General features: G+C 59.8%; 17 protein-coding genes. 15 read left to right on the top strand and 2 right to left on the bottom strand.

Features of this window, described 5'->3' with window-relative positions:
* Positions 1–8 precede the first annotated feature (8 nt).
* The 8 genes from bcsQ to AB8804_RS13745 all read left to right on the top strand — a co-directional run bounded on the left by bcsQ (position 9) and on the right by AB8804_RS13745 (position 15,683).
* The gene (gene bcsQ / locus AB8804_RS13780; RefSeq protein ID WP_371187017.1) at positions 9–761 is read left to right on the top strand and encodes a cellulose biosynthesis protein BcsQ; all 753 of its coding nucleotides are present in this window, start codon (positions 9–11) and stop codon (positions 759–761) included.
* Positions 758–3,373 carry a UDP-forming cellulose synthase catalytic subunit gene (gene bcsA / locus AB8804_RS13775; protein ID WP_371187015.1) on the top strand — a complete coding sequence of 872 codons (2,616 nt, stop codon included), beginning with the start codon at positions 758–760 and terminating at the stop codon, positions 3,371–3,373. Before bcsQ ends, bcsA begins: the two co-directional genes overlap by 4 nt.
* 10 nt (positions 3,374–3,383) lie before the next feature.
* Positions 3,384–5,816, top strand: coding sequence for a cellulose biosynthesis cyclic di-GMP-binding regulatory protein BcsB (gene bcsB / locus AB8804_RS13770; protein ID WP_371187013.1), 2,433 nt, complete (start codon positions 3,384–3,386; stop codon positions 5,814–5,816).
* 6 nt (positions 5,817–5,822) lie between these two features.
* A complete protein-coding gene (gene bcsZ, locus AB8804_RS13765; protein ID WP_371187039.1) occupies positions 5,823–6,929 on the top strand; it encodes a cellulose synthase complex periplasmic endoglucanase BcsZ in 1,107 nt (368 codons plus the stop codon).
* Positions 6,911–10,393 carry a cellulose synthase complex outer membrane protein BcsC gene (gene bcsC, locus AB8804_RS13760; protein WP_371187012.1) on the top strand — a complete coding sequence of 1,161 codons (3,483 nt, stop codon included), beginning with the start codon at positions 6,911–6,913 and terminating at the stop codon, positions 10,391–10,393. Before bcsZ ends, bcsC begins: the two co-directional genes overlap by 19 nt.
* Positions 10,394–10,511: 118 nt before the next feature.
* Positions 10,512–12,518, top strand: coding sequence for a biofilm formation regulator HmsP (gene hmsP, locus AB8804_RS13755; RefSeq protein WP_371187010.1), 2,007 nt, complete (start codon positions 10,512–10,514; stop codon positions 12,516–12,518).
* 159 nt (positions 12,519–12,677) lie between these two features.
* Positions 12,678–13,964 carry a dicarboxylate/amino acid:cation symporter gene (locus AB8804_RS13750; protein ID WP_371187008.1) on the top strand — a complete coding sequence of 429 codons (1,287 nt, stop codon included), beginning with the start codon at positions 12,678–12,680 and terminating at the stop codon, positions 13,962–13,964.
* 225 nt (positions 13,965–14,189) lie between these two features.
* A complete protein-coding gene (locus AB8804_RS13745) occupies positions 14,190–15,683 on the top strand; it encodes a M16 family metallopeptidase (protein WP_371187006.1) in 1,494 nt (497 codons plus the stop codon).
* 127 nt (positions 15,684–15,810) lie between these two features.
* On the opposite strand, the gene AB8804_RS13740 is transcribed toward AB8804_RS13745, so the two are convergent.
* A complete protein-coding gene (locus AB8804_RS13740; RefSeq protein ID WP_371187004.1) occupies positions 15,811–16,740 on the bottom strand; it encodes a sugar kinase in 930 nt (309 codons plus the stop codon).
* A 233-nt stretch (positions 16,741–16,973) separates the two neighbouring features.
* On the opposite strand from AB8804_RS13740, the gene pdeH reads away from it, so the two are divergent.
* Positions 16,974–17,747, top strand: coding sequence for a cyclic-guanylate-specific phosphodiesterase (gene pdeH, locus AB8804_RS13735; RefSeq protein WP_371187002.1), 774 nt, complete (start codon positions 16,974–16,976; stop codon positions 17,745–17,747).
* 120 nt (positions 17,748–17,867) lie between these two features.
* Positions 17,868–19,910 carry an AsmA family protein gene (locus AB8804_RS13730; RefSeq protein WP_371187000.1) on the top strand — a complete coding sequence of 681 codons (2,043 nt, stop codon included), beginning with the start codon at positions 17,868–17,870 and terminating at the stop codon, positions 19,908–19,910.
* Between the two features lie 16 nt (positions 19,911–19,926).
* Here AB8804_RS13730 and AB8804_RS13725 read toward each other — a convergent pair whose 3' ends face one another.
* Positions 19,927–20,286 (bottom strand): DUF2500 domain-containing protein, encoded by a 360-nt coding sequence (locus AB8804_RS13725; protein WP_371186998.1) that lies wholly within the window; start codon positions 20,284–20,286, stop codon positions 19,927–19,929.
* Between the two features lie 128 nt (positions 20,287–20,414).
* Between AB8804_RS13725 and AB8804_RS13720 the strand changes: the two genes are divergently transcribed.
* The 5 genes from AB8804_RS13720 (at position 20,415) to AB8804_RS13700 (ending at position 25,081) form a co-directional block, all read left to right on the top strand.
* Positions 20,415–21,041 carry a lysoplasmalogenase gene (locus AB8804_RS13720; protein ID WP_371186996.1) on the top strand — a complete coding sequence of 209 codons (627 nt, stop codon included), beginning with the start codon at positions 20,415–20,417 and terminating at the stop codon, positions 21,039–21,041.
* A gap of 77 nt (positions 21,042–21,118) precedes the next feature.
* The gene (gene zntA, locus AB8804_RS13715) at positions 21,119–23,305 is read left to right on the top strand and encodes a Zn(II)/Cd(II)/Pb(II) translocating P-type ATPase ZntA (RefSeq protein ID WP_371186994.1); all 2,187 of its coding nucleotides are present in this window, start codon (positions 21,119–21,121) and stop codon (positions 23,303–23,305) included.
* Positions 23,306–23,630: 325 nt separating this feature from the next.
* A complete protein-coding gene (locus AB8804_RS13710; protein ID WP_371186992.1) occupies positions 23,631–23,894 on the top strand; it encodes a hypothetical protein in 264 nt (87 codons plus the stop codon).
* Positions 23,891–24,337: a hypothetical protein gene (locus AB8804_RS13705; RefSeq protein WP_371186990.1), complete on the top strand. Its 447-nt coding sequence runs from the start codon at positions 23,891–23,893 to the stop codon at positions 24,335–24,337. The genes AB8804_RS13710 and AB8804_RS13705 overlap by 4 nt, the downstream gene beginning before the upstream one ends.
* A 264-nt stretch (positions 24,338–24,601) precedes the next feature.
* On the top strand, positions 24,602–25,081 hold the full coding sequence (locus AB8804_RS13700) for an Hcp family type VI secretion system effector (RefSeq protein ID WP_371186988.1): 480 nt from the start codon (positions 24,602–24,604) through the stop codon (positions 25,079–25,081).
* Positions 25,082–25,141 lie beyond the last annotated feature (60 nt).

The raw sequence follows: 25,141 nt of genomic DNA, 5'->3' as shown, positions 1-25,141 counted from the left end.
AGCCATTGATGGCCATACTCGGATTACAGGGCGTCCGTGGCGGAGTGGGTACAACCTCCGTGACCGCGGCGCTGGCGTGGTCATTACAGCTATTAGGTGAATCGGTGCTGGTTATTGACGCCAGCTCCGACAATTTGTTGCGTATGTCATTCAACGTCGACTTTACGCGCACAGATGGCTGGGCCCGCGCGCTGCTTGATGACAAAGACTGGCGCGATGCGGGCATGCGCTACACCTCTCAGCTCGATTTACTGCCTTTCGGCCAGCTGACCGAAACGGAGCGCGGAAATGAAGCGGCGTATCAGCGCCTGTTTTCCCAGTTTGTGCCCGCGCTGCAAAGCCTAAAGGAGCAGGGCCACTACCAATGGATTTTGCTGGATTTGCCGCACGGCGCGGCATCGCTGACGCGCCAGCTCATGGCGCAATGCGATCGTGTGCTCGCGATTGTGAACGTGGATGCGAATTGCCACATCCGTCTGCACCAGCAGGCGTTGCCCGACAACGCCCAAATTCTGATTAACGATTTACGCATTGGCAGCCAGATTCAGGACGATCTCTATCAGGTCTGGCTGCAAAGCCAGCGCCGCCTGCTGCCGCTCGTTATCCACCGTGATGAGGCGATGGCGGAATGCCTCGCCTCGAAACAGCCTGTCGGCGAATACCGTAGCGATTCCCTCGCGGCAGAGGAGATCCTGACGCTGGCGAACTGGTGCCTGCTGCATTACGCAGGACGCCGGGAGTCTGCCGGGAGCGCGGTATGAGCCGCTTATCCGCCTGGCTACTCATTCCACCGGTCAGCGCGCGTTTAAGCGAGCGCTATCGGCACTATCGCCGACACGGCGCGTCGGCATTCAGCGCCGCGCTCGGCTGTTTCTGGACGATCCTGGCCTGGACGTTCATTCCGCTCGAACACCCGCGCTGGCAGCGCATCCGGGCCAGGCAAGCCGAGCTCTACCCGCACATCAATCCGGACAGGCCGAAGCCGTTGGATCCGGCGCGCTATTTTATTCAGGCCGCTTGGCTGGTGATGACCTCGCCGCGAACGGCAGAGAAGACACCGCGCTGGCGCAGCTTCGACCGCGTGCAAAACCTGCGCGAACGCTACCATCAGTGGCTGGACAGCCTGCCCGAACGGGTGGGCGACAAAACCAGCCATCTGGACGATCACAAAGAGCTCGGGCACCTGCACCCGGGCCTTCGGCGTTTTATTCTCGGCGTGATAGTGGTGTTCTCGCTCATTCTGGCGCTGATCTGCGTGACGCAGCCCTTCAACCCGCTGGCGCAGTTCACCTTCCTGATCCTGCTGTGGGGCGTCGCGCTGCTGGTGCGGCGTATACCGGGGCGCTTCTCCGCGCTGATGCTGATTGTGCTGTCGCTCACCGTCTCCTGTCGCTATATCTGGTGGCGCTACACCTCAACGCTAAACTGGGACGATCCGGTCAGCCTTGTGTGCGGTCTGGTCCTGCTGTTTGCCGAAACCTACGCGTGGATTGTGCTGGTGCTGGGCTATTTCCAGGTGGTCTGGCCGCTTAATCGTCAGCCCGTGCCGCTGCCAAAAGATACCGCCCGGTGGCCGTCCGTTGACCTTTTCGTGCCAACCTATAACGAAGATCTTAGCGTCGTGAAAAATACCATTTACGCGGCGCTGGGCATCGACTGGCCAAAAGATAAGCTCAAAATCTGGATTCTGGACGACGGCGGCCGCGCGGAGTTCCGCCAGTTTGCGCATGAGGTGGGGGTCGAATACATCGCCCGTACCACGCATGAGCACGCCAAGGCCGGTAACATCAACAACGCGCTGAAATATGCCACCGGCGAGTTCGTCTCCATTTTCGACTGTGACCACGTGCCAACGCGCTCCTTCCTGCAGATGACGATGGGCTGGTTCCTGAAGGAGAAAGAGCTGGCGATGATGCAGACGCCGCACCACTTCTTCTCGCCGGACCCGTTCGAGCGCAACCTGGGGCGTTTTCGCAAAACCCCTAACGAGGGCACGCTGTTCTATGGCCTGGTGCAGGACGGGAACGACATGTGGGACGCGACCTTCTTCTGCGGCTCCTGCGCGGTCATTCGCCGCAAGCCGCTGGACGAAATCGGCGGCATCGCCGTTGAAACCGTGACCGAAGATGCCCACACCTCGCTGCGTTTGCACCGTCTTGGCTATACCTCCGCCTACATGCGCATACCGCAGGCGGCGGGGCTGGCAACGGAATCGCTCTCCGCGCACATCGGCCAGCGCATTCGCTGGGCGCGCGGCATGGTGCAGATCTTCCGCCTGGATAACCCGCTGATGGGCAAAGGGCTGAAGCTGGCGCAGCGCCTGTGCTACGTCAACGCCATGTTCCACTTCCTGTCCGGCATCCCGAGGCTCATCTTCCTGACCGCGCCGCTGGCGTTCCTGCTGCTTCACGCTTACATCATCTATGCGCCCGCGCTGATGATCGCGCTGTTCGTGCTGCCGCACATGATCCACGCCAGCCTGACGAACTCGAAGATCCAGGGCAAATACCGCCATTCGTTCTGGAGTGAAATCTACGAAACCGTGCTGGCCTGGTACATCGCGCCGCCCACGATGGTGGCGCTGATTAACCCGCACAAAGGCAAGTTTAACGTCACCGCGAAGGGCGGGCTGGTGGAGGAAGAGTACGTCGACTGGGTGATTTCCCGTCCGTATATCTTCCTCGTGCTGCTCAACATTGTGGGCGTGATCGTCGGCGTCTGGCGCTACTTCTACGGCCCTGAAAACGAAATCCTGACCGTGTTCGTGAGCATGGCGTGGGTGTTCTACAACCTGATTATCCTCGGCGGCGCGGTGGCGGTGTCGGTAGAAAGCAAGCAGGTTCGCCGCGCGCATCGCGTCGAAATCTGCATGCCTGCGGCGATTGCCCGCGAAGACGGCCATCTCTTCTCCTGTACCGTCCACGACTTCTCTGACGGCGGCGTGGGGATCAAAATCAACGGCCAGGCGAAGGTGCTGGAAGGGCAGAAGGTGAATTTACTGCTCAAGCGCGGCCAGCAGGAATATGTCTTCCCGACGCAGGTCGTGCGCGTGTCGGGCATTGAAGTCGGTCTGCAGCTGATGCCGCTGACCAAAAAGCAGCATATCGATTTTGTGCAGTGTACGTTCGCCCGCGCGGATACGTGGGCGCTTTGGCAGGACAGCTTCCCGGAAGACAAGCCTCTGGAAAGCCTGCTGGATATTCTGAAGCTGGGGTTCCGTGGCTATCGTCACCTTGCAGAATTTGCCCCGTCGTCGGTGAAATTAATTTTCCGGTCTCTTACTTCGCTGGTTTCCTGGGTCGTGTCGTTCATTCCTCGTCGACCCGAGCGGGACGTGGTGAAGCAGGCGGACCCGGTTATGGCTCAACAATGATGATAACGCGATGAAAACAAAACTTTCCTGGTTATGTGCAGTGGCAATGGGGATGAGTGCGCTTCCCGCAACAATGGCGAACGCCGCGCCTGATAGCGCAGCAGCGACCCCTGCGCCAACGGTGCCCGTGGTCGCACAGGCGACCGATCCGGTTATCACGGCAGCGCCCGAGCAAACGGAGAAGGTTGTTCCCAACCAGCCGGTAGAGGGCAACACGCTGCCCGCCGCGCAGGCGGGAGCGCAGATCGTAGGGCAGGTGATGCCCGGCGTACAGGGGGCCAATGCACCGGTTGCCGTAGAAAATGCGCCATCGCGTGACGTGAAGCTCACCTTCGCGCAGATTGCCCCGCCTCCGGGGAGCATGGTGCTTCGCGGCGTCAACCCTAACGGCGGCGTCGAGTTTGGCATGCGCAGCGACGAGGTCGTCTCGCAGGCCGTTCTGAACCTGGAATACACGCCTTCACCGTCACTGCTGCCCGTGCAGTCGCAGCTCAAGGTCTATCTGAACGACGAGCTGATGGACGTGCTGACGGTCACTAAGGAGCAGCTGGGTAAAAAAACGCTGGCGCAGGTGCCGATCAACCCGCTGTTTATCACCGACTTTAACCGCGTTCGCCTTGAGTTCGTCGGCCACTACCGCGACGTCTGCGAAAACCCGGCCAGCAGCACGCTGTGGATGGACGTGGGGCGCAACTCGTCGCTGCAGATGACCTACCAGTCGCTGGCGCTGAAAAACGACCTCTCCGCTTTCCCGGTGCCGTTCTTTGACCCGCGCGACAACCGTCAGCTAAACCTGCCGGTGGTGTTTGCCGGCTCGCCGGATATCACCCAGCAGCGGGCGGCGACAATCGTGACCTCGTGGTTTGGCTCTCGCGCCGGCTGGCGCGGGCAAACCTTCCCGGTTCTGTTTGATAAGCTGCCGGATCGTAACGCCATTGTGTTCGCGACCAACGACAAACGCCCGGCCTTCCTGCGCGACCATCCGAACGTAACGGCACCGACCGTGGAAATGATGAGCCATCCGGACAACCCGTACGTCAAGCTGCTGGTGGTGTTCGGGCGCGATGATAAGGATCTCGTTCAGGCGGCCAAAGGCATTGCCCAGGGGAACGTGCTTTTCCGCGGCAACAGCGTGGTGGTGGATGACGTCAAGCCGCTGCTGGCGCGTAAGCCTTACGACGCGCCAAACTGGGTGCGTACCGACCGCGCGATCACCTTCGGCGAGCTGAAAACCTATGAGGAGCAGCTCCAGTCGACGGGGCTTGAGCCTGCGCCGGTCAGCCTGTCCCTCAACCTGCCGCCGGATCTCTATCTGCTGCGCACCAACGGGATCGACATCAATCTGAACTACCGCTATACCGCGCCGGTCACGAAAGACAGCTCGCGCATGGATATCAGCCTGAACAACCAGTTCCTCCAGTCGTTCAGCCTGGCCACCAATCAGGAAACCAATCGGCTCATGCTGCGCCTGCCGGTGCTGCAGGGGCTGCTGGACGGGAAAACCGACGTCTCTATTCCGGCGCTGAAGCTGGGGGCGGTTAACCAGCTGCGCTTTGACTTCCAGTACATGAATCCGATGCCGGGCGGCTCAATCGATAACTGCATCACCTTCCAGCCGGTGCAGAACCGCGTGGTGATTGGCGATGACTCAACCATCGACTTCTCGAAGTATTATCACTTCATCGCCATGCCGGACCTGCGGGCGTTCGCTAACGCCAGCTTCCCGTTCAGCCGCATGGCCGACCTGTCTGAATCCATCGTCGTGATGCCAAAAGCGCCAAGCGAATCTCAGCTGACGACGCTGCTGGATACGATGGCCATCGTGGGCGCGCAGACCGGCCTTCCTGCGATCAACGTGACGTTGACCGACGACGGCAGCCAGATCCAGAACAAAGACGCCGATCTGATGGTGATCGGCACGATCCCGGACAAGCTGAAGGACGACAAGCGTATCGACCTGCTGGTGCAGGCCGCGCAGTCCTGGGTCAACACGCCGCTGCGCCAGACGGCCTTCCCGAGCATCATGCCGGACAAAAACGACCGCCAGGCCAGCGCGCAAACGACCGTCACGTCGACAGCGCCGATGGCCGCGATTGTGGGCTTCCAGTCGCCGTATAACGACCAGCGCAGCGTGGTTGCGCTGCTGGCAGACAGCCCGCGCGGGTACGAGCTGCTCAACAACGCAATGAACGACAGCGGCAAGCGCGCGGCGATGTTCGGCTCCGTGTCGGTGATCCGCGAATCCGGCGTTAACAGCCTTCGCGTAGGCGATATCTACTACGTGGGCCACCTGCCGTGGTTTGAGCGCCTGTGGTACGCGCTCTCTAACCATCCGGTGCTGCTGGCGGTGCTGGCGGCGATAAGCGTGGTGCTGCTGGCATGGGTGCTGTGGCGTCTGCTGCGCATTATCAGCCGTCGTCGCCTCAATCCGGATCGTGAGTAAGCCGTGATGAACGTCTTTCGCGGGTGCGTCCTGGCGGCGCTGATGCTGGCGGCGGGAGATCTCCGCGCCGCCTGTAGCTGGCCTGCCTGGGCGCAGTTCAAGCAGGACTACATTAGCGAAGACGGGCGGGTGATTGACCCCAGCGACTCGCGCAAAATCACCACCTCTGAAGGGCAAAGCTACGCGCTGTTCTTTGCCCTTGTCGCCAACGACCGCAAGGCGTTTGACGAGGTGCTGGCGTGGACGCGCGATAACCTTGCCGAGGGCGATCTGGCGCAGCATCTGCCTGCCTGGCTGTGGGGGCAGAAGGATAAGCAGAGCTGGGCGGTGATCGACACGAACTCGGCGTCCGATGCCGACATCTGGATCGCCTGGTCGCTGCTGGAAGCCGGACGCCTGTGGAAAAATCCGGACTATACCCGCGTCGGCAAGGCCCTGCTGAACCGCATCGCGCGTGACGAAGTGGTGAAAGTGCCCGGACTGGGATCGATGCTGCTGCCGGGCAAGGTGGGGTTCGCCGAAGAGAATGCGTGGCGCTTCAACCCCAGCTATCTGCCGCCGCAGCTAGCCAGCTATTTCACCCGCTACGGCGCGCCCTGGAGCACGCTTCGCGAAACCAACCTGCGCCTGCTGCTGGAGACCGCACCGAAGGGCTTCTCGCCGAACTGGGTGCGCTACGTGAAAGATAAAGGCTGGCAGCTGAAGCAGGATACCTCGCTGGTGGGCAGCTATGACGCGATCCGTGTCTATCTCTGGGTCGGCATGATGAACGAAAAAGATCCGCAAAAGCCCCGGCTGCTGGCGCGCTTCAGGCCGATGGCGGCGCTGACCGATCGTAACGGCGTCCCGCCGGAAGTCGTTGACGTGGCGACCGGAAAAACCACGGGCAACGGTCCGGTGGGCTTTTCCGCCTCGCTGCTTCCGTTTTTACAAGACAGAGACGCGCAGGCGGTACAGCGCCAGCGCGTCGCCGATAATTTTCCCGATAAAAATGCCTACTTCAGCTATGTACTGACCCTCTTTGGGCAAGGCTGGGATCAGCATCGTTTTCGCTTCACCGCTAAGGGTGAATTAATACCGGATTGGGGCCAGGAATGCGCAAGTTCACAGTAAGTCTACTCAGTTTATCGCTAGGCCTGGCCTTTTTGCCGATGGCCCACGCGGCCAATTCTCCGCAGCAGAAACAGCTGCTGGAGCAGGTTCGCCTGGGCGAGTCGACGCAGCGTGAAGATTTGGTTCGTCAGTCTCTCTATCGACTGGAGCTGATCGACCCGAACAATCCGGACGTCATTGCCGCGCGTTTTCGCTACCTGTTACGCCAGGGCGACACGTCCGGCGCGCAGAAAGAGCTCGATCGCCTGAAGGGCATCGCGCCGGATTCCGGTGCGTATCAGTCGTCGCGCAATACGATGCTGCTCTCCACCCCCGACGGTCGCCAGGCGCTACAGCAGGCTCGCCTGCTTGCCACCACGGGGCATACCCAGGAAGCGATTGCCGCATACGACAAGCTGTTCTCCGGAAATCCGCCGAGCGGCGATCTGGCCACGGAATACTGGAGCGTAGTGGCCAAAGAGCCCGCGCGCCGTAATTCGGCCATTAACCAGCTGAAAACGATCAACGCCAGCAGCCCGGGCAACGCGCAGCTGCAGGCGACGCTGGCCCAGCTGCTGTTCCAGAATGGTCGACGCGATGAAGGCTTCGCGGTGCTGCAGGAGATGGCTAAATCCAACAGCGGCCGCAATCAGGCGTCCGACATGTGGTATCAGCAGGTTAAAGATTTGCCGGCCAGCAGCGCCAGCGTGAGCGCGCTGCAAAAATACCTCAGCGTATTCAGCGACGGCGATAGCGTAGCCGCCGCGCGTACGCAGCTTGCTGAACAGCAGAAACAGCTTGCCGATCCAGCGTTCCGCGCGAAAGCGGAAGGCATCGCGGCGGTTGATGCCGGGCAGGGCAGTAAGGCGGTGGCCGAGCTGCAAAAAGCGGTGAGCGCAAACCATGCCGACAGCGAAGCCGTGGGCGCGCTGGGGCAGGCCTATTCCCAGAAAGGCGATCGCGCCCGCGCGGTAGCCCAGTTCCAGAAGGCCATCGCCCTCGATCCCCAGAGCGACAACCGGGGCAAATGGGACAGCCTGCTCAAGGTAAACCGCTACTGGCTGCTGATCCAGCAGGGTGACGCCGCGCTGAAGGCCAATAACACCGCGCAGGCGGAGCGCTACTACCAGCAGGCGCGCAGCGTTGATAATTCCGACAGCTATGCCGTATTGGGGCTGGGCGATGCGGCGGCGGCGCGCAAGGATAACGAGGCGGCGGAGCGTTACTACCGCCAGGCGCTGCGCATGGACAGCGGCAACAGCAACGCCGTGCGCGGGCTGGCGAATATCTATCGCGCCCAGTCGCCGGAAAAAGCCGCGCAGTTTATTCAGTCGCTGTCGGCCAGCCAGCGCCGCAGCATTGACGATATCGAACGCAGCCTCACCAACGAACAGCTCGCCGCGCAGGCGGAGCAGCTGGAAAATCGGGGCAACTACGCGCAAGCCGCAGAAATTCAGCGTCGCCGTCTGGCGCTGGCGCCCGGCGACGTGTGGATAACCTATCGCCTGTCGCGCGATCTCTACAGCGCGGGCCAGCGCAGCCAGGCGGATACGATAATGCGCCAGCTCGCCAGCCAAAAACCGACCGATCCGGAGCAGGTTTATGCCTACGGGCTCTATCTTTCTGGCAGCGATCGGGACCGCGCCGCGCTGGCGCATCTGAACACGCTGCCGCGCGGTCAGTGGAATAGCAATATTCAGGAGCTGGCGGACCGCCTGCAAAGCAACCAGGTGCTGGAGACGGCGAATCGCCTGCGCGACGCCGGTAAAGAGCAGGAAGCCGAAAGCCTGCTTCGCCAGCAGCCGTCTTCTGCCCGCATCGATTTAACCCTGGCCGACTGGGCGGAACAGCGTGGCGATCACAACGCCGCGAAAACCGCCTATAACACCGTGCTGCAGCGCGAGCCGCAAAACGAAGACGCGCTCCTCGGGCTGACCGAGGTCTATATAGCCCAGGGCAACAAAGACGCGGCGCGCGGCGAGCTGGCAAAGCTGCCGGGCGCGCAAAGCGGCGAACCGCAGTCGCTTAACGTGCAGCGCCGCATCGCGATGGCGCAGGCGAGCCTCGGCGATGCCGCCGCCGCAGAACAGACCTTCAGTAAGCTGATCCCGCAGGCAACATCGCAGCCGCCGTCCATGGACAACGCGCTGGTGCTGCGCGATGCGGCCCGCTTCCAGACGCAGAACGGCCAGCCGCAGCAGGCGCTGGAGACGTACAAAGACGCGATGGTGGCGTCCGGCATCACGACCGCGCGTCCCGCTGACAACGACAGCTTTACCCGCCTGACGCGCAACGACGAAAAAGACGACTGGCTGAAGCGCGGCGTGCGCAGCGATGCCGGGGATCTATACCGTCAGCAGGACCTTAACGTCACGCTGCAGCATGACTACTGGGGCTCCAGCGGCACGGGCGGTTATTCCGACCTGAAAGCGCACACCACGATGCTGCAGGTTGACGCGCCGCTGTCCGATGGCCGCATGTTCTTCCGCAGCGATCTGGTGAACATGGACGCCGGTTCTTTCGCCACCACCAACGGCACCTACGATCCGAAGTGGGGTACCTGCGCCGAAACGCCGTGTAGCGGCAACACCAGCCAGACGGCCAACGGCGCCAGCGTGGCGGTGGGCTGGCAGAATAAAACCTGGTCGTGGGACATCGGCACCACGCCGATGGGCTTTGACGTGGTGGACGTGGTCGGCGGCGTAAGCTACAGCAGCGATCTGGGGCCAATCGGCTACACCGTTAACGCGCACCGTCGCCCGATTTCCAGCTCCCTGCTGGCGTTCGCCGGGCAAAAAGATACCAACACCGGCACCACCTGGGGCGGCGTCCGATCCACCGGCGGCGGCGTGAGCCTGAGCTATGACAAGGGCGAAGCGAACGGGGTTTGGTCAAGCCTTAACGCGGACAGCCTGACCGGGAAAAATGTGGAAGATAACTGGCGCGTGCGCTGGATGACCGGCTATTACTATAAGTTGATCAACAAAAACAACGAGCGCCTGACGGTCGGCGTCTCGAATATGCTGTGGCATTACGACAAAGATCTGAGCGCCTATACGCTTGGCCAGGGCGGTTACTACAGCCCGCAGGAGTACGTCTCGTTTGCGCTGCCGGTCACCTGGCGCAAGCGCACCGAGAACTGGTCCTGGGAGCTGGGCGGCTCGGTCTCGTGGTCGCACTCAAAAACGGACGATGTGATGCGCTACCCCGATCAGGGGCTGATCCCCACCGATGAGCCGGGCCGCTATACCGACAGAGGGGCGATGGAAACCGGCAGCAGCTCGTCCGGAACTGGCTATACCGCCCGGGCGATTATCGAGCGCCGCGTGACGTCAAACTGGTTCGTTGGGATGGGTGTCGACATCCAGGAAGCGAAAGACTACACCCCAAGCCACGCGCTGCTTTACGTTCGATATTCCGCCGCGGGCTGGCAGGGCGATATGGATTTACCGCCTGAGCCGCTCATACCGTACGCGGACTGGTAATAAGATTAACTTAATCGATTTGTAAGTCTCTCTTAAAAGTGTAGCAATCGGGTATACTCAATCGCACCAGGTTTATCCCCTGGTGCGCCTAGCGCTTCGAGTTTTATGGAGAGTCATTTTGCGTGTCAGCCGTTCTTTAACTATCAAACAGATGGCGATGGTTTCTGCCGTTACCATGCTGTTTGTCTCCCTTTTCTGCGTCATTTTGCTGTTTCATTCCGTTCAGCAGAATCGCTACAACACGGCTTCGCAACTCGAAAGTATCGCCCGCTCGGTGCGGGAACCTCTCTCGGCCTCCATTCTGAAGGGGGACATCCCCGAAGCAGAAACCATCTTAAAGCGCATCCAGCCGACCGGCATCGTCAGCCGCGCCGACGTGGTGCTGCCTAACCAGTTCCAGGCGCTGAGGATGAGCTTTATCCCCGAGCGGCCGGTTCCGATGATGATCATGCGGATGTTTGAGCTGCCGGTGCAGATTTCCCTGCCGATTTATTCGCTTGAGCGTCCGTCAAACCCCCAGCCGTTAGCCTATCTGGTGATGCAGGCGGATTCATACCGCATGTACAAGTTCGTGATGAGCTGGGTTACAACGTTAGTGACCACTTGCTTACTTTTGACGCTGATCCTGAGCGTGGGGCTGACGTGGTGCATTAATCGCCTCGTTGTGCACCCTCTGCGCCGCATCGCCCGTGAGCTCAATAATCTCCCCGCGCAGGAGCAGGTTGGCCATCAGCTTGCCCTGCCGCGCCTGCACCATGACGATGAAATCGGCATGCTGATACGCAGCTATAACCTCAACCAGCAGCGTATTCAGCGCCAGCAGGACGAGTTGAACAGCAACGCGACCCGCTTTCCGGTGTCGGACCTGCCGAATAAAGCGTTTTTGATGGCGCTGCTGGAGCAGACCGTTGCGCGCCAGCAAACGACCGCACTGATGGCGGTGGCCTGCGAAACGCTGCAGGATACCGCGGGCGTGCTGCAGGAAAGCCAGCGCGAAATACTGCTTCTGACGCTGGTGGAAAAGCTGAAGTCGGTTCTGGCTCCGCGCATGGTGCTGACGCAGGTTAGCGGCTATGACTTCGTGATTATCGCTCACGGCGTAAAGGAGCCCTGGCACGCGGTGACGTTAGGTCAGCAAGTGCTCACTGTCATTAACGAGCGTTTGCCCGTGCAGGGGATTCAGCTGCGCCCGAGCGCCAGCATAGGAATAGCGATGTTTTATGGCGACCTGACGGCAGAGCAGCTCTATCGTCGCGCCTTCTCGGCGGCCTTCACCGCGCGGCGCAAGGGCAAAAACCAGATCCAGTTCTTCGACCCGGAGCAGATGGAAAAGGCGCAGCAGCGTCTTACCGAAGAGAGCGACATATTGACCGCGCTGGACAACCGCCGGTTTGCGCTCTGGCTGCAGCCGCAGGTGAATTTGCAAACCGGCGAGGTGAAAAGCGCCGAAGCGCTGCTGCGCGTTCAGCAGCCGGACGGCGCGTGGGAGCTTCCCGAGGGGCTGATCGAGCGCATTGAGTCCTGCGGCCTGATGGTGACGGTGGGCCACTGGGTGCTGGAAGAGGCCTGCCGCCAGCTTGCCGCGTGGCAGGAGCGCGGCGTCACGCTGCCACTGTCGGTGAATCTCTCCGCGCTGCAGCTGCTGCACCCCAACATGGTCCCGGAAATGCTGGAGCTGATCCATCGCTATCGGATCCAGCCCGACACGCTGATTCTGGAAGTGACGGAAAGCCGTCGGATTGACGATCCGAATGAGGCCGTCGCCATCCTCAAGCCGCTGCGAAACGCGGGTATTCGCATCGCGCTGGATGATTTTGGCATGGGCTACGCCGGGCTGCGCCAGCTCCAGCACATGAAAACGCTGCCGGTTGACGTCCTGAAAATCGATAAAACCTTCGTCGACGGGCTGCCGGACGACAGCAGCATGGTGCAGGCCATTATCCAGATGGCGCGCAGCCTCAATCTGCACCTGATTGCGGAGGGAATTGAAACCGACGACCAGCGCCAGTGGCTGGCCGACGCGGGCGTTGAGAGCGGTCAGGGGTTCCTGTTTGCCCGCGCCGTCCCGCCGGAGATCTTCGAGCAGCGCTACCTTTCTGCCGACAGCCATCACGCAAAAGTGTAATTTTGTTGCTGGCTTGTGCGAGCCAGCTCAAACTTCTTAACATTTGTGTTTCAAATTTGAACCAGGTTTATTTCTGTCCTGTTATGTGGGTGTTATTTTAGAGCCGCAGGTTAACCATAACCTTATAAAGCCTGTGGTTTTTCTTCCCAAGGACACCCTATGAAAACCTCACTCTTCAAAAGCCTTTACTTTCAGGTCCTGACGGCCATCGCAGTCGGTATTTTGCTTGGTCATTACTACCCTGAACTGGGCGCACAAATGAAACCGCTTGGCGACGCGTTCGTTAAGCTCATCAAGATGATCATCGCACCGGTAATTTTCTGTACGGTGGTTACCGGCATCGCTGGCATGGAAAGCATGAAGGCGGTGGGGCGCACCGGCGCCGTGGCGCTTCTCTATTTCGAAGTGGTCAGTACCATTGCTCTGATCATTGGTCTGATTATTGTGAACGTGGTGCAGCCCGGCGCAGGGATGAACGTTGATCCGGCGACGCTGGATGCCAAAGCGGTGGCGATTTACGCCGAGCAGGCGAAAGATCAGGGCGTCGTGGCCTTCCTGCTGGACGTTATCCCAAGCAGCGTCATCGGCGCGTTCGCCAGCGGCAACATCCTGCAGGTGCTGCTGTTTGCGGTACTGTTTGGCTTTGCCCTGCACCGCCTGGGCAGCAAAGGCCAAATCATCTTTAACGTTATCGAAAGCTTCTCGCAGGTCATCTTCGGCATCATCAACATGATCATGCGCCTGGCCCCTATTGGCGCATTTGGCGCGATGGCGTTTACCATCGGCAAGTACGGCGTGGGCACGCTGGTGCAGCTGGGTCAGCTGATTATCTGCTTCTATATCACCTGTATTCTCTTCGTCGTTGTCGTGCTGGGGTCCATCGCGCGCGCCGCGGGCTTCAACATCTTCAAGTTCATCCGCTACATCCGCGAAGAGCTGCTGATTGTTCTGGGAACGTCGTCATCCGAATCCGCGCTGCCGCGGATGCTCGATAAGATGGAGAAGCTGGGCTGCCGTAAATCGGTGGTGGGGCTGGTGATCCCGACGGGCTACTCGTTCAACCTCGACGGAACGTCGATATACCTGACGATGGCGGCGGTGTTTATCGCTCAGGCGACCAACAGCCATATGGATATCTTCCACCAGATCACGCTGCTGGTGGTGCTCCTGCTTTCGTCGAAAGGGGCGGCGGGCGTCACGGGAAGCGGATTTATCGTGCTGGCGGCAACGATCTCTGCGGTGGGCCATCTGCCGGTCGCCGGCCTGGCGTTGATCCTCGGCATCGACCGCTTTATGTCTGAAGCGCGCGCGCTCACCAACCTGGTGGGGAACGGCGTGGCGACGGTGGTCGTCGCGAAGTGGGTGAAAGAGCTGGACCATAAAAAACTCGACGATACGCTGAATAATCGCACGCCTGAGAGCCAAAAAACCGAATTATCCTCCTGATATCTCGTCAATTGCCCGCATTCCCTTGTCGGAATGTGGGCACCTGCGCATAATAACTGCTCATACCTGTCATAATTCGATAAGATTTTTTTTGGGTATATTTCACTTCGAGCCGTGACGTTTTGCAGAACACGCGGTCTAATCGACGTGTTTTCATCGTCATCTTTAAGAGTGCTCACGTCGCGAGACGCTCTTTTTAATCAGGAATGTTGATCAGGGGTTCACATGCAGGGCACAAAAATTCGACTCTTAACCGGCGGTTTGCTGATGATGGCAGCAGCCAGTTATGTGCAGGCAGATGCGCTCCAGCCGGACCCGGCGTGGCAACAAGGGACTCTGGCAAACGGTTTTCAGTGGCAAGTTCTCACTACGCCGCAACGTCCCAGCGACCGTATCGAAATTCGTCTGTCTGTGAATACCGGCTCCCTGACCGAGAGCACCCAGCAGACCGGCTTAAGCCATTTTATTCCCCGACTGGCGCTCACGCAGAGCGGCAGTTTGCAAGCGGTTCAGGTGCGTTCGCTGTGGCAACAGGCCATCGACCCAAAACGCCCGCTGCCCCCAGCCGTGGTCTCCTATGACTACACCATGTTTAACCTGAGCCTGCCGAACAACCGTAACGACCTGCTGAAAGAAGCGCTTACTTACCTGTCAGACGCCACGGGCAAGCTGTCCATCACGCCAGAGACCGTAAACTATGCCCTGAGCAACAGCGACATGGTGGCGACCTGGCCTGCGGACACCAAAGAGGGCTGGTGGCGCTACCGCCTGAAGGGCTCCGCGCTGCTGGGCCACGATCCGGCCGAGCCGCTGAAGCAGCCCGTCGACGCCGGGCAGGTGAAATCCTTCTATGAAAAATGGTACACGCCGGACGCGATGACCCTGATCGTCGTGGGTAATGTCGACAGCCGCGCGGTGGTGGAACAGATCAACAAAGCGTTTGGCGATCTCAAGGGCAAACGTGAAACGCCCGCACCGGTGCCGACGCTGTCTCCGCTTCGCGCTGAGCCGGTCAGCATCATGACGGACACCGTGCGTCAGGATCGCCTTTCCATGATGTGGGATACCGCCTGGCAGCCGATTCGCGAATCGGCCGCCTTGCTCCGCTACTGGCGCGCGGACCTGGCGCGCGAAGCGCTGTTCTGGCACGTTCAGCAGACGCTCAGCAAGAACAACGTGAAGGATATTGGGCTTGGCTTCGACTGCCGGGTGCTTTTCCAGCGCGCGCAGTGCGCCATTAACGTTGAATCCCCCGGCGACAAGCTGAACGCAAACCTGGGCGTGGTCGCCAAAGAGCTGGCGAAAGTGCGTAAAGAGGGGCTGTCTGAAGAGGAGTTCAACGCGCTGGTGGCGCAGAAGCAGCTTGAGCTGCAAAAGCTGTTTGCGACCTACGCGCGTGCCGATACCGATATTCTGATTAGCCAGCGCATCCGCTCGCTGCAAAATCAGGTGGTGGATATCGCGCCGGAGCAGTATCAGAAGCTGCGTCAGGACTTCCTGAGCGGCCTGACCGTAGACATGCTCAATCAGGATTTGCGCCAGCAGCTTTCGCAGGACATGGCGCTGGTGCTGCTGCAGCCGAAAGGCGAGCCGGAGTATGACATGAAGGAACTTCAGGCGACCTGGAAAACGATCATGGAGCCAGACTCACAGCCTGCACAGGCTGCGGCGGCCGATGATTTGCACCCGGACGCAACGGATATCCCGCAGGGGCAGTAAGAGACTAGCGCCCCTCACCCCGGCCCTCTCCCCAAAGGGGCGAGGGAGAAAAGACGGCTCCGGGCGATCCCCTCTCCCCTTTGGGGAGAGGGTTAGGGTGAGGGGAGGGCATCAGCCCGCACCGTTGTTAAGCAGGCATCGCCTCACGCGGAATAATCGCCCCGCGATACTGGATCACCGTGCTGGCCGTCAGATGGCCACGCTTCGCCGCCGCTTCCGGCGTGCCTCCCGTCAGGCGTACTGCCAGATAGCCCGCGCTAAACGAATCGCCCGCCGCCGTGGTATCAATCACCTTCTCTTTCGCTAACGCCACCGCCGGAACCTCAACGGCCGCCTCGCCTTGTATCGCGATCAGGCACGCGTCCGCCCCGCGCTTAATCACAATCTCACCCACGCCAGCCGCCTGCGTGCGGGCGATAACCTCATCAACCGGCTTTTCACCCCACAGGGCGTCTTCGTCGTCCAGCGTCAGGAACGCGATATCGGTGCATTCCAGCATTTGCTGATACACCCGCTGCGTCTCTTCGCGGCTGGACCACAGGCGCGGACGGTAGTTGTTATCGAAGATGACTTTGCCGCCGTTGGCGCGGCACTCGCGCAGCAGCGCAAACAGCGTGTTGCGGCTTTCCGGGCTTAATATCGCCAGGCTAATGCCGCTCAGGTAGAGATAGTCAAACGTCGCCAGCTGTTCGCAGATTGCAGGCGCGGCATCGCTTTCCAGCCAGAATCGGGCCGCGGCCTCGTTGCGCCAGTAGTAGAAGGTGCGCTCGCCGGTGCTGTCGGTTTCGATGTAGTACAGCCCCGGCAGGCGGTTCTCCATGCGCTGGATCAGCCCGGTCTGCACGTTTTCACTCTGCCAGGCCTCCAGCATCTGCTGGCTAAAGTTGTCCGTTCCCAGCGCCGTCACATAGCTGACGCTCAGGGCCTCGGGGGCAACCTGACGGGCAATATAAACGGATGTGTTCAACGTATCGCCACCAAAACCGCGGCTGACTTCCGCGCCTTTTTGCGACAGCTCAATCATGCATTCGCCAATCACGGCAATTTTTTTGGACATAGTCGGGAACCTGAACAGAGTAATTAACAGTAGTGTGCGTTGAGTGAATAATGCGGTCAACTATATTAAAACGTCGTTCCAATATTTTATTTGAGCCAGCACGCGTTCCTGCTAATTTCTGTCATCTTAATTTCATTTTCCCGCCGAACCGAACATAAAGTTCTCATTTGCCGCGCCGATAACCCAGTGACGAGTCCAGAAAGGCCATTTCCCCATACAACAGGACATCTGAAATGAAGTCAGAGCAGGTTATCCCGCGGCTGAACATGACGCCTGAGGCAAGTATTGAGAGCTTGCAGGAGCATCGCTACTGGCTGCAATGTGAACGGGCGTACACCTATCAGCCGATCTACCGCACCAGCGGTCAGCTGATGGCGATTGAGATCTTAACGATCGTCACGCATCCGTCCAATCCTTCACAGCGTATCGCGCCTGACCGCTATTTTGCGGAGGTGGCGGTACGCCAGCGCATCGACGCGCTGGAAGAGCAGCTCAACATGCTGTTCGCTCGCCGGGCCTTCTTTGAACAGCACGGTATCTTGGCGTCGGTGAACGTGGATGGCCCAACGCTGATGGCGCTGCGTCAGAACGCGACGCTGCAGGCGCTGATCGCAACGCTGCCGTGGATGCGCTTTGAGCTGGTGGAGCACATCCGCCTGCCGCAGGACTCCTCTTTTGCGTCGATGTGTGAGTTTGGCCCGCTCTGGCTGGATGACTTCGGGACCGGAATGGCGAACTTCTCCGCGCTCAGCGAGGTCCGCTACGACTACATTAAGGTGGCGCGCGACCTGTTCATTATGCTGCGTCAGACCTCCGAAGGCCGAAATCTCTTCACCCTGCTGCTGCAGCTGATGAACCGCTATTGCCAGGGCGTTATTGTCGAAGGCGTTGAAACGCTTGAAGAGTGGCGCGACGTGCAAAACTCCCCGGCCGCCGCCGCGCAGGGCTATTTTCTCTCGCGCCCGGTGCCGATGGATACGCTGGATAATGTGATTATCTCATTGTAAATAAAGCTGTTTCCCATAATGGTGCGTTGCAGTTACGCACTATTCCCGGACACAGCATCCCCGTTTCCCCGAGCCATGAACTATATTCATGAAAGCATGTCATCAGGAAAGGGGAAAACAATGACGAAAACGGCCAGGATTGCCACCTGGGTTATAGGGATTTTCTTGTTGCTGATCGTGGTCGCAATCATCATCATTGCCACGTTTGACTGGAATCGCCTCAAGCCGACCATCAACCAGAAAGTCTCAACCGAGCTGAATCGGCCCTTCGCCATACGCGGCGATCTGGGCGTAGTGTGGGAGCGCCAGAAAGAGGAGACCGGCTGGCGAAGCTGGATCCCGTGGCCGCACGTCCACGCCGACGACATTGTTCTCGGCAACCCGCCCGATATTCCTGAAGTGACCATGGTCCACCTGCCGCGCGTGGAAGCCACGCTGGCGCCTCTCGCGCTGCTGACCAAAACGGTCTATCTCCCGTGGATCAAGCTTAAGCAGCCCGATGCGCGCCTGATTAGGCTGTCCGAGAAAAACAACAACTGGACGTTCAACCTTGCGAGCAGCGACGAAAAAGATCCCAACGCGCAGCCGTCGTCCTGGTCTTTCCGGCTCGACAACATCCTGTTCGATCGCGGGCGGATCGCCATCGACGACAAGGTCAGCAAGGCCGACGTGGAGATCCTGGTCGATCCGCTGGGCAAGCCGCTGCCGTTTAGCGAGGTGACGGGCAGTAAAGCCAAAGGGGATAACGCCAAAGCGGGCGATTACGTCTTTGGCCTGACGGCGAAAGGGCGTTACAACGGCCAGCCGCTTACCGGAACCGGTAAAATCGGCGGCATGCTGGCCCTGCGCAGCGAGGGCACGCCGTTCCCGGTGCAGGCGGATTTCCGCTCCGGCAACACCCGCGTGGCGTTCGTGGGCACGGTAAACGACCCGATGAACATGGGCGGCGTCGATCTTCAGCTGAAGTTCGCCGGCGATTCGCTGGGTGAGCTGTACGACCTGACGGGCGTCCTGCTGCCGGACACGCCGCCGTTTGAAACGGACGGGCATCTGGTGGCGAAAATCAACGCCGAAAAATCCTCCGTCTTCGATTACCGCGGATTTAACGGGCGCATCGGCGACAGCGATATTCACGGCACGCTCACCTACACCACCGGCAAACCGCGTCCGAAGCTCGAAGGCGACGTAGAGTCTCGCCAGCTGCGCCTGGCCGACCTGGGCCCGCTGATTGGCGTGGATTCCGGTAAAGGCACCAAGTCGAAAGAGGTCAAAAAGGACGTTCAGCCCGCGGGCAAAGTGCTGCCGTACGATCGCTTTGAAACCGACAAGTGGGACGTGATGGACGCCGACGTGCGGTTTAAGGGCGGTAAAATCGAGCACGGCAGCACGCTGCCCATCAGCAATCTTTCTACCCATATTCTTCTCAAAAACGCCGACCTGCGCCTGCAGCCGCTGAAATTTGGCCTGGCGGGCGGGACCATCTCGTCGAACATCCATCTGGAAGGCGACAAAAAGCCGATGCAGGGGCGGGCGGAAATCCAGGCGCGCAGGCTGAAGCTTAAGGAGCTGATGCCGAACGTCGAGCTGATGCAAAAAACCCTGGGCGAGATGAACGGCGATGCCGACATTCGCGGGGTCGGCAACTCCGTGGCGGCGCTGCTGGGAAGCAGCAACGGCGACCTGAAGCTCTTAATGAACGACGGGCTGATCAGCCGCAACCTGATGGAGATTCTGGGGCTTAACGTCGGTAACTTTATTGTCGGGCAGATCTTCGGGGACGAAGAGGTGCGGGTGAACTGCGCGGCGGCGAACCTGGACCTGGTTAACGGCGTGGCGCGGCCGAAGATTTTCGCCTTTGACACCGAAAATGCGGTGATCAACGTCACCGGGACCGCCAGCATGGCGTCTGAACAGCTTGATTTGACGATCGATCCCGAGAGCAAGGGCATTCGCATCATCACGCTGCGCTCGCCGCTTTACGTGCGCGGCACCTTCAAAAATCCGCAGGCCGGTGTGAAGGCCGGGCCGCTGATCGCCCGCGGCGCGGTGGCCGCCGCGCTGGCAACGCTGGTCACGCCAGCGGCGGCGCTGCTGGCGCTGATCTCACCGTCGGAAGGGGATGCGAACCAGTGTCGGACGATACTGTCGCAGATGAAGCAATAAGCGGAGGGAGGGGAGTTTAGGGTTCGGCCCTGAACCCCTCAAACCGCGTCCCTTTATAGCTCAGCACGCCTTTGTCACCGACGGTCAGCTGGTGATAGTGCTGCGCGTCCAGGCGAAACGTCATCTCGAGGCCGCCGCTTTCCGGCCTGAAGCTGGCTTCATAGCGCATCGCCGTGCCCGCAGGCGTCACCTGCTGCTGGCGCGAGCGGCGTTCATTGATCGGCTTTTCGCGCTTGTTGCTCACCACCACCCGCTTTTGCAGCAGCGGCGCGGCGTCGTTATCGGCCTTCTCGCGGCGCTGCTGGACGAAGCGAAACGATGCGGCAATGACGATAATCGCCACCACCACCACGAAAAAAAGCGGCATCTTGCTCATTGAGGTATCCCATCAGATTTTGCGGAATTAAGGATACCCGGCTTCCCCGGCATTGCCAAACGCCTTGCTGCGTCACTACACTGGGTGTGAAACTGATTATTCAGCCGTAACAGATACAGGGAGTTAATATGCTTTGGTCATTTATCGCTGTCTGTTTTTCCGCATGGCTCTACGTCGATGCGTCTTATCGTGGCCCTGCCTGGCAGCGCTGGCTGTTTAAGCCCGTCACGCTGTTGCTCCTGCTGCTGCTTGCCTGGCAAGCGCCGATGTTCAACGCCGTCAGCTATCTGGTGCTCGCCGGGCTTTGCGCCTCGCTGATAGGGGATGCCCTGACGCTGCTGCCGCGCCAGCGCCTGCTGTACGCCGTGGGGGCGTTCTTCCTGTCGCACCTGCTGTATACGCTCTACTTCGCCAGCCAGATGACGCTCTCCTTCTTCTGGCCGCTCCCGCTGGTGCTGCTGGTTATCGGCGCGCTGCTGATCGCCGTGATCTGGACGCGGCTCGAAGAGATGCGCTGGCCGGTGTGTACCTTTATCGCCATGACGCTGGTGATGGTGTGGCTGGCGGGCGAGCTGTGGTTCTTCCGCCCGACCTCGCAGGCGATGTCCGCCTTCTTCGGCGCGGCGCTGCTGCTGATCGGCAATAGCGTCTGGCTGGGCAGCCACTATCGCCGCCGCTTCCGCGCGGATAACGCGATTTCCGCCGCGTGCTACTTCGCGGGTCACTTCCTGATTGTGCGTTCGCTCTATATCTAAATAAGCCTTGACTCTGGAGTCGACTCCAGAGTGCATACTCCGGTTAATGAGAAAATTATCATTAGCCGGAGGCTGCTATGTCTGCTCCTGAATCGTCAAAAAAAGTGCCACAATTCTCTGCGCTTAAGCTCAATCCGATGCCAGCGAAAGCGCCATGCTGCGCCGATGGCGCATGCGAAACCCAGGCTGAACCCATGCCCGAAAGCGGAAGCCGCTACAGCTGGGTGGTCAACGGCATGGACTGCGCCGCCTGCGCCCGCAAGGTTGAAAATGCGGTCAGGCAGGTGCCGGGCGTAAGCCACGTGCAGGTGCTGTTCGCGACCGAAAAGCTGCTGGTCAGCGCCGAAAACGACGTCAGCAGGCAGGTTGAAGCCGCCGTCGGCAAGGCCGGGTATTCCCTGCGCAGCGAATCCGCGCCCGCTGAGAAAACCTCTCCGCTGCGGGAAAACCTGCCGCTGCTCGCGCTCATCATCATGATGGCCATAAGCTGGGGGCTGGAGCAGGTCAATCACCCGCTCGGTAACCTGGCGTTCATCGCCACCACGCTGGTTGGGCTGTTCCCGATTGCGCGTCAGGCGCTGCGGCTGATCAAAAGCGGCAGCTGGTTCGCCATCGAAACCCTGATGAGCGTGGCGGCGATCGGCGCGCTGTTTATTGGCGCGACCGCCGAAGCGGCGATGGTGCTGCTGCTGTTCCTGATTGGCGAGCGCCTTGAGGGCTGGGCGGCAAGCCGGGCGCGTAAAGGGGTAAGCGCCCTGATGGCGCTGAAGCCGGAAACCGCCACGCGGGTCGTCGGCGACGCGCGTGAAGCCGTCGCCATCACCACGCTGCGCCCCGGCGACGTGATTGAGGTTGCCGCGGGCGGGCGCCTGCCCGCTGACGGCACGCTGCTCACCGCCACCGCCAGCTTTGACGAAAGCGCCCTCACCGGGGAATCCATTCCCGTAGAGCGCGCGGCGGGCGAAAAGGTCCCGGCGGGCGCGACCAGCGTTGACCGCCTGGTGCAGCTGACCGTGCTTTCCGAACCGGGCGACAGCGCCATCGACCGCATCCTGAAGCTGATTGAAGAGGCCGAGGAGCGACGCGCGCCGGTTGAGCGATTCATCGATCGCTTCAGCCGGATCTACACTCCCGCCATCATGCTGGTCGCGCTGCTGGTGGCCGTCGTCCCGCCGCTGTTCTTCGCCGAGCCGTGGGAGGGCTGGATTTATAAAGGGCTGACGCTGCTGCTGATTGGCTGTCCTTGCGCGCTGGTGATTTCCACCCCGGCGGCGATCACCTCGGGCCTGGCGGCCGCGGCGCGTCGCGGGGCGCTGATCAAGGGCGGTGCTGCGCTGGAGCAGCTCAGTCAGGTGCAGCATATCGCGTTCGACAAAACCGGCACGCTGACCGTCGGCAGGCCGCAGGTCACCGGCATTTATCCGCAGGATAGCCACGAAGACGAACTGCTCGCCGTTGCTGCCGCCGTGGAGCAAGGCTCAACGCATCCGCTGGCGCAGGCCATCGTGCGCGAAGCCCAGTCCCGCGGGCTGACGATACCGGCCGCCACGGCGCAGCGCGCGCTGGTCGGCTCAGGGATTGAAGCAGACGTTGCGGGCAAAAAGGTGCTGATCGTCGCGGCGGATAAGTTCCCGGCGCCGGAGCTGCGCGATCGCATTGCGTCACTGGAGGAGGAAGGGCAAACGGTGATCGTTGTCGTTCAGGACGGCGCGCTAAAAGGCGTGCTTGCGCTGCGCGATACCCTGCGCGATGACGCCAAAGAGGCAATTGCCGCGCTGCGCCAGCTCAACGTGCAGGGCGTGATCCTGACCGGCGATAACCCGCGCGCGGCCGCTGCGATTGCCGGTGAGCTTGGGCTAGATTATAGGGCGGGCCTGCTGCCGGCGGATAAAGTCACCGCCGTTACCGAGCTCAACGGCCAGGCGCCGCTAGCGATGGTGGGAGACGGCATCAACGATGCGCCGGCAATGAAGGCTTCGACCATCGGCATTGCGATGGGCAGCGGCACCGACGTGGCGCTCGAAACCGCAGACGCGGCGCTGACCCACAACCGGCTGACCGGGCTGGCGCAGATGATTGGCCTCGCCCGCGCGACGCGCGCCAATATCCGGCAAAACATCACGATCGCGCTGGGGCTGAAGGGAATATTTCTCGTCACCACCCTGCTTGGCATCACCGGGCTGTGGCTGGCGGTGCTGGCAGATACCGGGGCGACGGTGCTGGTCACAGCAAATGCGCTGCGGCTGCTGAGGCGTAAGGCGTAAAATCGTTAACGTATGCCGGGTGAGGCATGGATGCCGCCCGGCATATTACGCTTCTGCGCTAACGGCTTAATTTTGATTAAAAAACGCCTGGTGATCCTCTGAAAATGAATGACGCAAGGCGGAACCGTGATCGGCTCTGGACATTCTTTGTGGGTTGGGGAATAGGCTTGGCCTTATTGCCGCAATTTCTCAAAGGATAAAGAATGGGGTTTATGACGGTTTTAGTGCTGCGGTTGAGTGCGGCATGCAAACGCTCTTCAACGACTGGAAACCTTCTGCGTGCGCCTGGGCTACAGCCATCCCGCGAAAGCGCCGGGAGCTAAGGATGTATCACTCAGAAGACGTCATTCGCCAGCTGCAAAGCCAAAATGTATTGGCCATGAAGCTAGACCGTGCGGTGCGGGCTGTTGGCGAAGAGGTAAAGCAGCATGTGAGCAATATCGGTGCCGGAGCACAACACCTGCTTTACTATACCTCTTGCCTGACGGATGAGTATTACGACGTCTGCACCAAACAGCATCTCGAAGACTCACGTTTCGAAAGGGAATCGTCCATCTCGTTACCCGCAGGAATATTGTCAGCGAGATGATCAGCGCGTACGTCGAGGAGATGGTTAAGGATTTCTCTCCCGACCAGCTCGCAGAGATTCAAAGAATTTTAATGCACGTAAACGTGTATATCTCTACTAGTTCGCTCACGTCCTATGCTTTTGCAACCGGCGTCGCGACTGCTATCAGCCTTCATGTCACTCTTCCCCTCTCAGGCCTGAAGGCCGCAGCAGGTTTAACAAGTGCGGTAGTGGGAAGTCTTGGTGTCTATGGGATCGTGCAGCATGCGGCGGAAAGCGCGAGACGCCTGCAGATTCAGCATCCCGCCTATTACCAGATGCTCTATTTTCGCGAGATAGAGATGATGTACTTTCTTGTGGAGCCCATCTTTATGCGTGCTGGCGTGCTCTCTCAGCAATGGACGGATGGCCATAACGTTCCTGGCGTTGACGACAAGATTATAAGATTAATGGGAAAGCAGTAATGGGCTTTTTTAAACGCTGGCTTAAACACCAGGCCCAGATTTTCCTCTGGACTTACCTACCCATCATTCTCACATTCCTATTCGGCTACATACTCGACGTTTATTTTCCTGCAGTAAGTCAGGGCTTCATTCTGTTGTTTTATTTAGCAACGCTAGGACTGGCTTACCGGATCTGGCACTGAGATACGGTAATGAGGGGCTATCTGAAAGGGTGAACCACAAAGCACTTCATTATTTTGGTGCTTATTAATAAGGATATTCATTATGTCTACACCCGCGCATTTATGGCTTGAAGATGAGAACGGCTCACCGATTGTCGGCGCATGCCTGATGCCGCTGCGGCTGGGCTCTATCGAACTGAAGTCATTCTCACATGGCGTTACCATCCCGGTAGATCCAAACTGGGGTAAGCTCACCGGTACGCGCGTTCATCGCCCCATTACGATTGTAAAAGAGTTCGACCAGACAACACCTCTTTTGTATCGCGCCGTCTGTGAAGGCCGAACCATGAAGAAAGCAACTATAAAGATGTACCGTATTCTGGATTCAGGCATTGAGACCGAGTATTTCAACATCATTCTGGAGAACGTAAAGTTCACTACGGTTGCGCCATTCCTGACCCCTAACGTTATGAGCAGCACCCACCTCGAAACGCTCGAATTGCGCTACGAGGCCATCACATGGAAGTACACGGAAGGCAATATTATGTATCGCGACTCATGGAACGAACATTTTCGTGGCTGAACGCGAAGGTGATTGTGGAAGGTCATAAAACCGCCTCCGCAGGCGGCTTCATACGCTCAG

The organism is Enterobacter sp. KBR-315C3_2022 (genome assembly GCF_041399425.1).
Classification (GTDB): Bacteria; Pseudomonadota; Gammaproteobacteria; order Enterobacterales; family Enterobacteriaceae; genus Enterobacter.
Note: the sequence above shows the minus strand (reverse complement) of the source record. Positions and strands in the feature narration are given on the sequence as shown.